General features: G+C 67.3%; 13 protein-coding genes and 2 tRNA genes. 8 read left to right on the top strand and 7 right to left on the bottom strand.

Annotation, left to right across the window (positions count from 1 at the left end):
• Positions 1–18 precede the first annotated feature (18 nt).
• Positions 19–486: a DUF3574 domain-containing protein gene (locus J2Y49_RS04065; protein ID WP_310112605.1), complete on the bottom strand. Its 468-nt coding sequence runs from the start codon at positions 484–486 to the stop codon at positions 19–21.
• Positions 487–591: 105 nt separating this feature from the next.
• Between J2Y49_RS04065 and J2Y49_RS04060 the strand changes: the two genes are divergently transcribed.
• Entirely contained in the window at positions 592–957 is a 366-nt protein-coding gene (locus J2Y49_RS04060; RefSeq protein ID WP_310112603.1) for a hypothetical protein, read from the top strand.
• 9 nt (positions 958–966) lie between these two features.
• On the opposite strand, the gene J2Y49_RS04055 is transcribed toward J2Y49_RS04060, so the two are convergent.
• Positions 967–1,404, bottom strand: a complete 438-nt coding sequence (locus J2Y49_RS04055; protein ID WP_310112602.1) for an Rrf2 family transcriptional regulator — start codon at positions 1,402–1,404, stop codon at positions 967–969.
• 158 nt (positions 1,405–1,562) lie between these two features.
• Between J2Y49_RS04055 and J2Y49_RS04050 the strand changes: the two genes are divergently transcribed.
• Positions 1,563–2,495, top strand: a complete 933-nt coding sequence (locus J2Y49_RS04050; RefSeq protein ID WP_310112601.1) for an NAD(P)/FAD-dependent oxidoreductase — start codon at positions 1,563–1,565, stop codon at positions 2,493–2,495.
• On the opposite strand, the gene J2Y49_RS04045 is transcribed toward J2Y49_RS04050, so the two are convergent.
• Positions 2,492–3,136 carry a LysE/ArgO family amino acid transporter gene (locus J2Y49_RS04045; RefSeq protein WP_310112599.1) on the bottom strand — a complete coding sequence of 215 codons (645 nt, stop codon included), beginning with the start codon at positions 3,134–3,136 and terminating at the stop codon, positions 2,492–2,494. The genes J2Y49_RS04050 and J2Y49_RS04045 overlap by 4 nt on opposite strands.
• Positions 3,137–3,233: 97 nt before the next feature.
• Between J2Y49_RS04045 and J2Y49_RS04040 the strand changes: the two genes are divergently transcribed.
• From J2Y49_RS04040 to J2Y49_RS04030, 3 genes are all read left to right on the top strand, one after another.
• Positions 3,234–4,166, top strand: a complete 933-nt coding sequence (locus J2Y49_RS04040; RefSeq protein ID WP_310112597.1) for a LysR family transcriptional regulator ArgP — start codon at positions 3,234–3,236, stop codon at positions 4,164–4,166.
• A 60-nt stretch (positions 4,167–4,226) separates the two neighbouring features.
• Positions 4,227–6,053 carry a M3 family oligoendopeptidase gene (locus J2Y49_RS04035; RefSeq protein WP_310112595.1) on the top strand — a complete coding sequence of 609 codons (1,827 nt, stop codon included), beginning with the start codon at positions 4,227–4,229 and terminating at the stop codon, positions 6,051–6,053.
• Positions 6,054–6,223: 170 nt separating this feature from the next.
• Positions 6,224–6,568, top strand: a complete 345-nt coding sequence (locus tag J2Y49_RS04030; protein WP_310112593.1) for a hemerythrin family protein — start codon at positions 6,224–6,226, stop codon at positions 6,566–6,568.
• Positions 6,569–6,790: 222 nt separating this feature from the next.
• Here J2Y49_RS04030 and J2Y49_RS04025 read toward each other — a convergent pair.
• Positions 6,791–6,866 (bottom strand) — tRNA-Lys (locus tag J2Y49_RS04025).
• A 23-nt stretch (positions 6,867–6,889) separates the two neighbouring features.
• Positions 6,890–6,965: transfer RNA gene (locus tag J2Y49_RS04020), tRNA-Lys, on the bottom strand.
• Positions 6,966–7,193: 228 nt separating this feature from the next.
• On the opposite strand from J2Y49_RS04020, the gene J2Y49_RS04015 reads away from it, so the two are divergent.
• Positions 7,194–8,723: a class I SAM-dependent methyltransferase gene (locus tag J2Y49_RS04015; RefSeq protein WP_310112591.1), complete on the top strand. Its 1,530-nt coding sequence runs from the start codon at positions 7,194–7,196 to the stop codon at positions 8,721–8,723.
• 41 nt (positions 8,724–8,764) lie between these two features.
• Here the strand turns inward: J2Y49_RS04015 and hisE are convergent, their stop codons facing one another.
• Both hisE and phoU read right to left on the bottom strand, forming a co-directional pair.
• Complete coding sequence (hisE, locus tag J2Y49_RS04010) at positions 8,765–9,091, bottom strand: phosphoribosyl-ATP diphosphatase (RefSeq protein WP_014248435.1); 327 nt, start codon at positions 9,089–9,091, stop codon at positions 8,765–8,767.
• Between the two features lie 145 nt (positions 9,092–9,236).
• Entirely contained in the window at positions 9,237–9,944 is a 708-nt protein-coding gene (gene phoU / locus J2Y49_RS04005) for a phosphate signaling complex protein PhoU (RefSeq protein WP_149222123.1), read from the bottom strand.
• Positions 9,945–10,148: 204 nt separating this feature from the next.
• On the opposite strand from phoU, the gene J2Y49_RS04000 reads away from it, so the two are divergent.
• Positions 10,149–10,688: a TIGR00645 family protein gene (locus J2Y49_RS04000; protein WP_310112589.1), complete on the top strand. Its 540-nt coding sequence runs from the start codon at positions 10,149–10,151 to the stop codon at positions 10,686–10,688.
• 370 nt (positions 10,689–11,058) lie between these two features.
• The gene (locus tag J2Y49_RS03995) at positions 11,059–12,099 is read left to right on the top strand and encodes a rod shape-determining protein (RefSeq protein ID WP_012974729.1); all 1,041 of its coding nucleotides are present in this window, start codon (positions 11,059–11,061) and stop codon (positions 12,097–12,099) included.
• The last annotated feature ends 49 nt before the right edge of the window (positions 12,100–12,148 follow it).

Raw genomic sequence — 12,148 nt, 5'->3', positions numbered from 1 at the left:
CGTTCCGAAACTTGGAATTCAAAAGGAAACGCAAACCGGCCGTATGGCGAGTCCAACCGACTGCTGGTGGAATCGCTCCTTGTACGATTCGACGATTTCGCGGATGAGCGACAGCGTCGCCGGTCCGCCTTCGGCCAGCAGGGTGAGCACCTTGCTCGGCTCCCGGATCAGCCGGCCGGTCTCGCTGTCACGCCAATGGCCGGAAGCGTCGATTACGGTCAGGCCGTTGGGGAAGCGCGGCGTGACCTCCCCGTCCAGGAAATCGGCCCAGTCGCGGTCGCTGACGCCCACGTCCGCACCGATGTTGCGGCCGAAGAACAGATGCGCCTCGATCATCGGGGCGGCGGAATAGGCCTCGCACGCCAGCGCTGCCGCAGCCGGAGCGAAGGCCGGCTGCGTGGAGGGGGGCGCCAGCTGCGCCGCAGCCGGACCGCTCAGCAGCACGAGCGGGAGAAGCATGGACGGCAGAGTGGGGACGGGACGCATCGGCGAGACTCCGTTCAGGCACCGGATGGCGCGTCAGGTCGAACGGGTGGCGCCAGGATCAGCGATGCTCTGGTCAGGACGCCCCCGGACCGTTATGCATGGATCATGGCCACCGATCCACCCATCACCGGGATTCGCCCGATCCTGACCGTCGTCCATGGGAATGGCGAGCGCCTGATCGTGGCTCGTCTCACCAATCTCGGCGGCGGCAGCCAGTCAAACCGCTTCGTCCTGCGCCGCGCCGATTTCCGCCCGCCGTGGGAGCAGCCGGAGAAGGGCTATTTCGGCTATGCGGAGGTCGCCCGCGCGCTGGACGCCAACGGCTGGCGCGGCTGCAGCATCGAAGCGATGGCAACCACCGACCTGGAGGAACGCCGCGCCCGCCAGCTCGCCCGCAAGAAGCTGCACCTGCAATGCGTCGAGGCGGCGATCCGGCGGGCACAGGAGACGGAAACGCCTGAAAGGGCGTAGGATCTGCGCTCACCGCTTCCCCAGCGCCGTCATGCGTCGGTCGAAATCGGCGGCAAGGTCGGCAAGCGTCACTTGATCGAGGTGGCGGAGGAGCACCGCCTCCGCCTCGCGCAACGCCCCGTCCAGGGCGGCATTGACGGCCTGCTCCACCAGACAGCTCGGCTCGTCCGCCGTCGGGCCGATGGCGAAGATCCCCGGCTCGCCCAACGCGCGGTGGATGTCGAGCAGCGTGATCGCGCCAAGCGGCCGTGCCAGCCGCCAGCCGCCGCCATGCCCCTTTTCCGACCGGACATGGCCGGCGTCGCGCAGACCCGCCATGGTCCGGCGGATGACCACCGGATTCGTGTTCAGCATATCGGCGATCGCCTCGGACGTCAGGGCGCCGTCATGCCGATCCATGTGGATCAGCACATGCAGCATGCGGGAAAGGCGGCTGTCCTGTCGCATCGGTGATCGGTTCCTTGCGGTGGCGCGCCGGGCGGCCGGCCAAGTCAGGCCACTTTATAAGTTACATGTCACATTGACCGCCGCCTTTCATGTAACTTATCGTGTGTCATGACTGGGCGCGGACGTCGCGCCCGGCCAATCCGAGGAAAGGCACGGTCATGGACGGAAACAACACGACGACCTACGACGCCATCGTCATCGGCGGCAGCTATGCCGGCATCGCCGCCGCGCTGCAGTTGGCCCGCGCCCGGCGCCGGGTGCTGGTGATCGACGAGGGGGTGCGGCGCAACCGCTTCGCCTCCCATTCCCATGGCTTCCTCGGTCAGGACGGCCGTCCGCCGGGAGACATCGCCGCCGAGGCCCGCGACCAGTTGATGCGCTACCCGACCGTCACCTGGAAGACCGGCAGAGCCGAGGATGCCGCACGGACGGCCGAAGGATTTCGGATCACCGATTCGGATGGCGTCGGCCACCGGGGGCGGCGGCTGCTGCTCGCCGTCGGTGTGGTCGACGAGTTGCCGGGGATTCCCGGCCTGCTGGACCGTTGGGGCCGCTCCATCTTCCATTGCCCCTACTGCCACGGCTACGAGCTGATGCAGGGGCGGATCGGCGTCATCGCCGTGTCCGGGCAGTCGATGCACCATGCGCTGATGCTGCCGGATTGGGGGCCGACGACGCTCCTTCTGAACGGGACGTTCGAGCCCGACGCCGACCAGTCGGCCCATCTGGCGCGGCGCGGGGTTGCCGTCGAGACCAGCATCATCATTGGAATCGGCGGCGATCCGGCGGAGGTCGCGCTCGCCGACGGGCGGGCTCTGCCCTTCGCCGGCCTGTTCGTGCTGCCGAAAAGCCGCATCGCGAGTCCGCTCGCCGCACAGCTGGGATGCGCGACCGAGGACGGGCCGCTCGGCACCCACATCCGGGTCGATGCGATGCAGGAAACCAGTGTCCCCGGTGTCTTCGCCTGCGGCGACGCGGCACGGGCGGCGGGATCGGTGGCGCTGGCGGTCGGCGCCGGCACGATAGCCGGAACGGCGCTGCACCGGTCCCTGCTGTTCTGCGAGGACGACGCCCTGTTCGCCCGCCCCTAACCGATCAGCAATCCGGCGGCGATGGCCCACATCACCACGGCGATGACGCCGTCCATCACCCGCCAGGACGCCGGCCGGGCGAAAAGCGGGCGCAGCAGGCGGGCGCCATAGCCGAGCCCGAAGAAGAACAGGAAGGAGGCGGTCATCGCTCCCAGCGCGAAGGCCTCCCGCGCCTCGGCGAAGCGGGCGGAAACGGAGCCGACCAGCACCACCGTGTCCAGATAGACATGCGGGTTCAGCCAGGTCAGTGCCAGACAGGTCAGCAGCGCCGGCAGCAGTCCGGCGGGCTCCCGGTCCGCCGGGGTCAGCCCGGCGGCCCCGTTGCGCAGGGCGGATCGGGCGCTGCGCAGGCCATAGACCAGCAGGAACGCCGCGCCGGCATAGCGCATCAGCGGCTCCAGCCAGGGCCAGCGCGCGCCGGCCGTGGCGAACCCGCTGACGCCGATCAGGATCAGCACCGCGTCCGACAGGGCGCAGGTGGCGCAGATCGCCAGCACATGCTCGTTGCGCAGGCCCTGGCGCAGCACGAAGGCGTTTTGCGCCCCGATGGCGACGATCAGGCTGAAGCCGAGGAACAGGCCCGGCAGAAAGGCGGTGAGCAGGGCGGAGGAAAACAGGGAGGCGGTGAAGGGGTCGTTCATGGCGCGGTTCCGGAGCCGGTGGATGCCAATCCGCTACCATCGCGGCCGCCCTTTGCCCTACTTAATACTCCTTGATCTGATTAAGCAGAGCTAATTGATGTTGGACTATCCGCTGCTGGCGGCACTGGCCGCCGTGATCCGTACCGGCAGCTTCGAACGCGCCGCCCAGCAGCTGCACGTCACGCCGTCGGCGGTGTCGCAGCGGGTCAAGCTGCTGGAGGAACGGCTGGGCAGCGTCCTGGTGGTGCGCGGCCAACCCTGCACCGGGACGGCCGCCGGCCAGCGCCTGTGCCAGCATGTGGAGCGGGTGGCTCTGCTGGAAAGCGAACTGCGCGGCGCCCTGCCCGGCCTGATCCCGGCGGAGGGGCCGACCACCCTGCGCATCGCGGTGAACGCCGACAGCCTTGCCACCTGGTTCGTCCCAGCGATGGCCGAGATGCCCGACTGCCTGTTCGATCTGGTTCTGGACGACCAGGACCACAGCGCCGAATGGCTGCGCAAGGGCGAGGTGTTGGCCGCCGTCACCGCCAGCGCGGCACCGGTTCCCGGCTGCAACAGCCATCCGCTGGGCGCGCTGCGCTATCGCGCGACCGCAAGCCCCGACTACATGCGCCGCCATTTTCCGGACGGCGTGATAGCCGACGCCCTGTTCCGCGCGCCCTGCCTGACCTTTAACCGCAAGGACCGGCTGCAGGCGCAATGGCTGCGGACGGTGCTGGGCGACCGCCATTCGCAAACGCCGACTCCACCCACCCATTGGCTGCCCTCCACCCACGCCTTCGTCGACGGGGCGCTGGCCGGGCTGGGATGGGGGATGAACCCGGACCCGCTGGTCGCCGACCATCTCGCTGCCGGCCGGCTTGTGGAACTGGTGCCCGGCCATCCGCTGGACGTGCCGCTCCATTGGCAGCAGAGCCGCATCGCCGGAACAGCGCTGGCCGAGCTGTCGCGTGCCGTCCTGCGCGCGGGCCGACGAGCGCTGCATCCCGCCGACGGAGTGGAGCGCGGCGCAAGCCCACCGGACGCATGAGGACTTTGCCCGCAGCGCGTGCGCGCTTATATGGATCCAACCAATCTCTGGAGGGATTCGATGACCAGCAGCGCCGCCACGGCCGCAAACGACACCGCCGAACTGGGTGCGCTTCCCACCTGGGACCTGAGCGATCTCTATCCCGGCATGGAGTCGCCGGAGCTGAAGGCCGACCTCGACCGGATGGAGCGGGAATGCAAGGCCTTCCGCGAACGCTATGCCGGCAAGCTGGCCGCGCTGAAGGGCGATGAACTGGCAGCGGCGATCCGCAGCTATGAGAGCATCGACGAGACTCTGTCGCGCGTCATGTCCTATGCCGGGCTGGTCTACAACGGCAACATGGTCGACCCGACCATCGCCAAGTTCTACCAGTCGGCGCAGGAGCGGGTGAACGACATCTCTGCCCACCTGATCTTCTTCACGCTGGAGATCAACCGGCTGGACGAGGCCGATCTGGCGGCCAAGCAGAAGGCGTCCCCGGCGCTGCGCCATTACGAGCCGTGGCTGCGCGACGTCCGCCTCTACCGCGACCACCAGTTGTCCGACGAGATCGAGCGGCTGCTGCACGAAAAGCATGTCGTCGGCCGCGCCGCCTGGAACCGCCTGTTCGACGAAACCATCGCCAGCCTGCGCTTCCCCATGGGCGGCCCAAACAGCGTCAGGGACCTGACCTGCGCGGAGGCGCTGAACCGCCTGTCCGACCGCAACCCCGTCGTCCGCCGCGAGGCCGGCGAGGTGGTGGGCAAAGTTCTGGGCGAGAATGCGCGGCTGTTCGCGCTGATCACCAACACGCTGGCCAAGGACAAGGAGATCGAGGACGACTGGCGCAACTATCCGACGCCGACCTCCGCCCGCAACCTGTCCAACCGGGTCGAGGACGAGGTGGTCGACGCGCTGGTCTCCGCCGTCAAGGGCGCCTATCCGGACCTGTCCCACCGCTATTACGCGATGAAGGCCAAGTGGTTCGGCCAGGACCATCTGGACTATTGGGACCGCAACGCCCCCCTGCCGGAGGATGCCGACCGCAGCATTCCGTGGGAGGAGGCGCGTGACATCGTGCTCGGCGCCTATGGCCGCTTCTCCCCCGATCTCGCCAGCCTGGGCAAGCGCTTCTTCGACAACCCCTGGATCGACGCGCCGGTCCGCCCCGGCAAGGCGCCGGGCGCCTTCGCCCACCCGACCGTGCCCAGCGTCCACCCCTATCTGCTGGTCAACTACCAGGGCAAGACGCGCGACGTGATGACGCTGGCCCATGAGCTGGGCCATGGCGTCCACCAGATCCTGGCCGGCAAGCAGGGGCATTTCCTGTCCGACACCCCGCTGACGCTGGCGGAAACCGCGTCGGTGTTCGGCGAGATGCTGACCTTCCGCGCCCTGTTGGCGGCGGAGACCGACCCGAAGCGCCGCCGCATCATGCTGGCCGGCAAGGTCGAGGACATGCTGAACACGGTGGTCCGCCAGATCGCCTTCTTCGATTTCGAACGCCGTGTCCATACCGAGCGGCGCGAGGGCGAGCTGACGTCGGACCGCATCGGCGAGATCTGGATGGCGGTGCAGACCGAGAGCCTCGGCCCGGCGCTGCGCTTCGACGAGGGATACCGGCACTACTGGTCCTACATTCCCCACTTCATCCACTCGCCCTTCTACGTCTACGCCTATGCCTTCGGCGACTGCCTGGTGAACTCGCTCTACGCGGTCTATCAGGATGCGGAGAAGGGCTTTGCCGAAAAGTATCTGGCGATGCTGTCGGCCGGCGGCACGCTGCGCCACAAGGAGCTGCTGGCTCCCTTCGGGCTGGATGCCTCCGACCCGGCCTTCTGGCAGAAGGGCCTCGGCGTCATCCGCGGCTTCATCGACGAGTTGGAGGCCGGCGAGGCGAAGGGCTGACGCTCCGGCTGTCTTGACCGCCGTCAAGAGACCATGACGGCTGTGCGGGTATGGTGGCCTTCGGAGCGTCGTCTCCGAAGGCCATCTTCGTTTCAGGAAGCCCCCCCATGCTTGCAACCGCCACGCCCGCCGCCCCAGCCGCCGAGGTCCCGACCCTTGGATTTGCGGTCATGGACCGTGATCACATCGATTCCGTCGCCCTGCTGCAGGCCGCCTGCGATGCCCCGGCCGGCGAATTGCAGGTGCCTTTCGCCGCCTTCGCCAAGCACCTGCGCGAGCATTTCGCCCGCGAGAACGCATTGATGACGCAGCACGGCTTCTTCGCCCTGCATTGCCACAAGGACGAGCACGCCCGCGTCCTGAACGTGGTCGCGACCATGGAAGCCGAGTTGGCGGAGGGCAAGGAGGACCGTGCGCGCCTGTACGTGACCGAGCATTTCCCCGACTGGTTCCACACCCATCTGGCGACGATGGACCGGGTGACCGCGGATTTCCTGGCACAGGCGGAGGGGTGAGGGTTTAGGCCGGATTGCCTCTTCCCCATGCCACCCCGCCTTCGGCGGTGGAGAGGGTTGAACGCTTGTCGGCGTAAGTAACCGCGAAAGCGGCGGCGGTCCCCTCTCCCGCCCTGGCGAGGGAGGGTCAGTGAGGGGACATTACGCGAGGCGCCTCGCCCTCCAACAGAACCCCAAAACTGGAAAGGGGCCGGAACCTGCTCGGTTCCAGCCCCTTAAGGATGGTGGGCGCACAAGGACTCGAACCTTGGACCCGCTGATTAAGAGTCAGCTGCTCTACCAACTGAGCTATGCGCCCATCCGTAGGACATGTTCAAGAGATGGTGGGCGCACAAGGACTCGAACCTTGGACCCGCTGATTAAGAGTCAGCTGCTCTACCAACTGAGCTATGCGCCCATCTCTTGATGCGATGAACTTCGCCGAAACGAGCCGACTGTTCATCGCGCCGGCCAAGCCGTTGTCCCGGCCGGTGTGGCGCGGTTTATAGCGAAGGGCTTTTGGCCTGTCGATAGCAAAATCGCACCCCATGTGAATTTTTTGGCGCGCGCTTTTCGGTGGCCGAGTTCCACCCCCGGCAGCTACACCGGCGCTGTCGACAATGGGCATCGAAACGGGAGATCGGGAATGGGCGGCTGGACGGAAGGCTATGTCGGCGGCATCGACTATATCCGCGCCGTCTACCGCGACTGGTCGCCCGCCCTGCTCGGCTTCGCCCTGACGCTGCGCGGTTGGCGCCCGCCCGAGGCGCTGCGCCGCGGCTGCTTCACCATGGCGGAACCGGGATGCGGCCACGGGCTGACCAGTGCGCTGCTGGCCGGTGCCCACCCGGCGGCGCGGTTCGAGGCGATGGACTTCAACCCTTCGCACATCGCCGGCGTCCGGCGGCTGGCCGACGATGCCGGGCTCGCCAACGCCACCTTCCTGGAGGAGAGCTTCGCCGACCATGCGCGGCGCGAGGGGCCGATGCTGGACGTGGTTGCCCTGCACGGCGTCTGGTCCTGGGTGAGTGCCGAGAACCGGGCGATCCTGCTCGACACGCTGCGCCGCCGGCTGGTGCCCGGCGGGGTCGTGTTCGTCAGCTACAACGCCCTGCCCGGCACGCTGGCCCATATGCCGCTGCGCCGCCTGCTGGTGGAGCGCTGCGCCGACGGCGATGGTCCCCTGCCCGACCGCATCGCGCGAGCGGTCGAGTTCGCTTCGCGGATGGCCGCCCGGGGCGGCGGCTGGTTCGGCGCCACCGACGGCGTGGTGGAGCGGATCGAACAGCTGCGCCACAAGTCACCGAACTACATCGCCCACGAGTATCTCAACGGCGACTGGACGGCCTTCTACCACGCCGACGTGGCGCGCGAGATGGCCGCCGCCAAGCTGGAGTTCGCCGGCGCCGCGGTGCCGATGGAGCAGTTGCACGACCTCAGCCTGTCCCCCGCCCAACAGGCGCTGGCGGCGGAGGCCCGCGACCCGGCCCAAGCCGAGACCCTGCGCGACGTGATGACCAACCGCAGCTTCCGCCGCGACCTGTTCGTGAAGGGCGGCGAGCGGCTGGGACCGGCCGAGCGGCGCACGCTGTTGGGTGAGACCCGGTTCGTGCTGCTGGTGGCCGCCGACGATTTGCCGGAAGTCGCCTCCACCCCCGTTGGCCGCCTGCCCTTCCCGCAGGCGCTCTACCAGCCGCTGGGCGAGGCGCTGGCCGAGGGGCCGCAGAGTCTCGACGCGCTGCTCGCCCGGCCGGCTCTGGCGACGCAAGGGGAAGATGCCGTGTTGCGCGCGCTGGTCCTGCTGACCAGCCTGTCGCTGGCCGCGCCGGTCATGCCCGAAGACGGTATTGCCGAACGCAAGGCCTCGAGCGAGCGCTTCAACGTCGTGGTTCTGGAGCGCCACCGCTTTGGCGACACGCCGGGGCAGCTCGCCTCCCCGCTGCTGGGCGCCGGGGTGCCGGTATCGCGGATCGAGGCGCTGTTCCTGCTGGCCGCCCGGCTGGGTGAGGACCCCGCCGCCTTCGCCTGGCGCCATCTGTCCGCCGACGGACTCACGCTTGGCCGCGACGGCGAGCGTTGCGAGGGGGATGAGGCCAGCCGGGCGGAACTGGCGCGCCGGCATGCCGCTTTCGTGCAGCGGCGGCTGCCGTTGCTGGAAGGTTTGGGAGTGGTTTGAAGGTTGGGAGCGTCGGCGTCAATGTCCCCCGACAGCCCCGCTCAACGCTCGGCGACCACCTTCGGCAGTTTCTCGGCGATGCCGTAAAGCGCTTCGCGCCGGCGGATTTCGGCGAACACGTCGTCCGGGTGGATGTTCAGCGTCGCCCAGAGCACCGACAGGTTGTACAGCAGGTCGGCACTTTCGTTGATGACCCCCTGGCGATCCTCGTTCATGGCATCCAGCGCCACCTCGACCGCTTCCTCGCCCACCTTCTTGGCGATCTTCTTCGGACCGGCGGCGATCAGGCGGGCGGTCTTGGACTGCGCCGGGTCCATTTGCTGGCGGTCGAGGATGGCGTCATAGAGGCGGATCAGGTCGTCGGTCATCAGGGAGGGTTTGTCTCGTCTGCGGGTTGGAACGGCATCCCGTTAACGTGATCGCTCCGCAACGGAAATGCTATCCCCCATCGGCCCGGTCCCAGGCCGAACGATCGCCTTATGCCTTGCGGTGACGCCCCCCTTGTCTCAGGCCTCAGCTTACCGGATCATAGGAATGGTCGGCCTTCGGACGCTCGTCCAGCAGGGTCTGGCCGGTGCTGACGAAATGCACGACCTCGGCGATGTTGGTGGCGTGGTCGCCGATGCGCTCCAGGTTCTTGGCGATCATCATCAGGTGCATATGCGCCATGAATTGGTCCGGTGCCGCCAGGGCGGACCGTTCCACTTCCGCAACGAGGCTGGTGTAGAGCGCGTCCACCTCATCGTCGGTGCGCCAGATGCGCAGTGCCGCCTCGCTGTCGCTGTCGACATAGGCGTCGACCACGGCGCTGAGCCGCTCGCGCACCAGTCGCCCGAGCTGCGGCAGGCCCGACAGCGAGGCCGATTCTGCAAGGCTGAAGATGGCGACCGCGCGCTTGGCGGTGTTGGCGGCATGGTCGCCGATGCGCTCCAGGTTGCCGGCGATCTTCAGCGCCGCCACGACCTCGCGCAGGTCGTCGGCCACCGGCTGGCGCAGTGCCAGCAGGCGCATGCAGTGCGCTTCGATGTCATGCTCGAAAGAGTCGAGTCGCGCGTCCGACTCGACGATTTCCCGCGCCAGGTCGGGGTTGCGCTGGGCCAGGCAGGTCAGTGCCTGATCGATCTGCGTCTCCGCAGCGCCGGCCATCTGCACGATGGCGGATTTCATCCGCTTCAGCGCGTCCTCGAACGCGGACACGATGTGCGGAGCGGAGGTCTTCATGGTCGGCAAACCCTTCCCGGCGGTCTCATCCAAAGCCGCGACCATAGCGTCTCGACGTTACGGTACGATGACAATGCCTATGACGAATGGAGGTTCCGCCCTCTCCGCGCGACGATTGAAATGCGCGGTTGATTTTGCGGCGCAGCATTGCGACACATCCGTCGTCTCCGCATCTTCCCTAATCAACGACGTGCCGAACCCGCCATGATCGAACGCCGCTTCGAACAGATCATCTTCGCCAGCCGCTGGCTGCTCGCGCCCTTCTATCTCGGACTCGTGGTCTCGCTGGTGCTGCTGCTGGTGAAGTTCACCCAGGAAATCCTGCACATCGTTCCGCATGTGCTGGACATGAGCGAGAAGGACGTGCTGCTGGCCGTGCTGACGCTGATCGACCTGTCCTTCGCCGGCAATCTTCTGCTGATGGTGATCTTCGCCGGCTACGAGAACTTCGTCTCGAAGATCGACGTGGCCAATCACGAAGATCGTCCGGATTGGATGGGCAAGGTCGATTTCGGTGGGCTGAAGTTGAAGCTGATCGCCTCCATCGTCGCCATTTCCGGCATTCATCTGCTGAAGGCCTTCATGAATTTGTCCCAGACCTCGCAGGAGGAGCTGATGTGGCTGGTGATCATCCACATGACCTTCGTGGTGTCGGGCGTTCTGCTGGCCTGCATGGACCGGCTGGAGGGACACCACGCCCATGCGGCAAAGCCGACGGGCAAGCCCGAGGCCGGGCATCACTGACCACCCCGCCGGACCGGCGGGCAATTGCCCATTGCGGCACACCATGGTTCGGACTAGACACTGAACCGCCACACCGGCCGAATGGCTATCGGCGGGTCGGGACGGCGTTTACCGCAAGGGCGAACCTCAAGAGTTTGGCCGTTGACGGAAAATTAACCCTGATCCGCCAGTTTTGCCTTCACCAGACACCGCAAGAGGCGGCGGGCACCGGCCAACCGGAACCCGCTTTCGCGACACGGGTCAGGCCTGCCGGGCGCACTCTCCGCTTGAGCGTGCGGACGCATTCGACTATGGAACCGTCGGCGGGCATGCTATGCCAGTCGCCGCCGGCTCGGCCGTCTCAACCGCTTTGATAGAGTTCGTCAGCTCCATGCTCTCCAAACTGCTGGGCGTTCTGTCCGCCGACATGGCGATCGATCTGGGCACGGCCAACACCCTGGTCTATGTCAAGGGCCGCGGCATCGTCCTGAACGAACCGTCGGTCGTCGCCATCGCCAACGTGCGCGGCAAGAAGCAGGTCCTCGCCGTCGGTGACGAGGCGAAGATGATGCTCGGCCGAACCCCCGGCAACATCCAGGCCATCCGGCCGCTTCGCGACGGCGTCATCGCCGATTTCGAAGTCGCGGAGGAAATGATCAAGCATTTCATCCGCAAGGTTCACAACCGCCGCAGCTTCGCCAGCCCGCAGGTCATCATCTGCGTGCCGTCGGGCTCGACCGCGGTGGAACGCCGGGCGATCCAGGAATCGGCGGAGGCCGCAGGCGCCCGCCGCGTCTTCCTGATCGAGGAGCCGATGGCCGCCGCGATCGGCGCCGGGCTTCCGGTGACGGAACCGACCGGCTCGATGGTCGTCGACATCGGCGGCGGCACCACCGAGGTGGCCGTGCTGTCGCTGGGCGGCATCGTCTATTCGCGGTCGGTCCGCGTCGGCGGCGACAAGATGGACGAGGCCATCATCGGCTACATCCGTCGCAGCCACAATCTGCTGGTCGGCGAAGGCTCGGCCGAGCGGATCAAGAAGGAAATCGGCTCCGCCTGCCCGCCCGAGGACGGCGAGGGCCGCATCCTCGAAATCAAGGGCCGCGACCTGATGAACGGCGTGCCCAAGGAACTGATCATCTCCGAACGGCAGATCGCCGAGTCGTTGGCCGAACCCGTTTCGGCCATCGTCGAGGCGGTGAAGGTGGCGCTGGAACACACCGCTCCGGAACTGGCCGCCGACATCGTCGACAAGGGCATCGTGCTGACAGGCGGCGGCGCCCTGCTGGGCAACCTGGACTTCGTTCTGCGCCACGCCACCGGCCTGCCGGTGTCGATCGCCGACGATCCCCTCTCCTGCGTGGCGCTCGGCACCGGCCGCGCGCTGGAGGAGATGAAGACGCTGCGAAACGTCTTGGTCAGCGCTTACTGATTGGTGTATCCCTGATTGGAAGGCCTCCGGTCCGCCGCCCAACTCCCGG

This window comes from Azospirillum sp. BE72 (assembly GCF_031455875.1).
In the GTDB taxonomy this organism is placed as follows: Bacteria; Pseudomonadota; Alphaproteobacteria; order Azospirillales; family Azospirillaceae; genus Azospirillum.
This window is presented reverse-complemented; position numbering and strand designations above follow the sequence as displayed.

Coding starts and splice junctions, on each gene's coding strand:
- J2Y49_RS04065 (WP_310112605.1), bottom strand. CDS start 486: ATGCGTCCCGTCCCCACTCTGCCGTCCATGCTTCTCCCGCTCGTGCTG.
- J2Y49_RS04060 (WP_310112603.1), top strand. CDS start 592: ATGGCCACCGATCCACCCATCACCGGGATTCGCCCGATCCTGACCGTC.
- J2Y49_RS04055 (WP_310112602.1), bottom strand. CDS start 1,404: ATGCGACAGGACAGCCGCCTTTCCCGCATGCTGCATGTGCTGATCCAC.
- J2Y49_RS04050 (WP_310112601.1), top strand. CDS start 1,563: ATGGACGGAAACAACACGACGACCTACGACGCCATCGTCATCGGCGGC.
- J2Y49_RS04045 (WP_310112599.1), bottom strand. CDS start 3,136: ATGAACGACCCCTTCACCGCCTCCCTGTTTTCCTCCGCCCTGCTCACC.
- J2Y49_RS04040 (WP_310112597.1), top strand. CDS start 3,234: ATGTTGGACTATCCGCTGCTGGCGGCACTGGCCGCCGTGATCCGTACC.
- J2Y49_RS04035 (WP_310112595.1), top strand. CDS start 4,227: ATGACCAGCAGCGCCGCCACGGCCGCAAACGACACCGCCGAACTGGGT.
- J2Y49_RS04030 (WP_310112593.1), top strand. CDS start 6,224: ATGGACCGTGATCACATCGATTCCGTCGCCCTGCTGCAGGCCGCCTGC.
- J2Y49_RS04015 (WP_310112591.1), top strand. CDS start 7,194: ATGGGCGGCTGGACGGAAGGCTATGTCGGCGGCATCGACTATATCCGC.
- hisE (WP_014248435.1), bottom strand. CDS start 9,091: ATGACCGACGACCTGATCCGCCTCTATGACGCCATCCTCGACCGCCAG.
- phoU (WP_149222123.1), bottom strand. CDS start 9,944: ATGAAGACCTCCGCTCCGCACATCGTGTCCGCGTTCGAGGACGCGCTG.
- J2Y49_RS04000 (WP_310112589.1), top strand. CDS start 10,149: ATGATCGAACGCCGCTTCGAACAGATCATCTTCGCCAGCCGCTGGCTG.
- J2Y49_RS03995 (WP_012974729.1), top strand. CDS start 11,059: ATGCTCTCCAAACTGCTGGGCGTTCTGTCCGCCGACATGGCGATCGAT.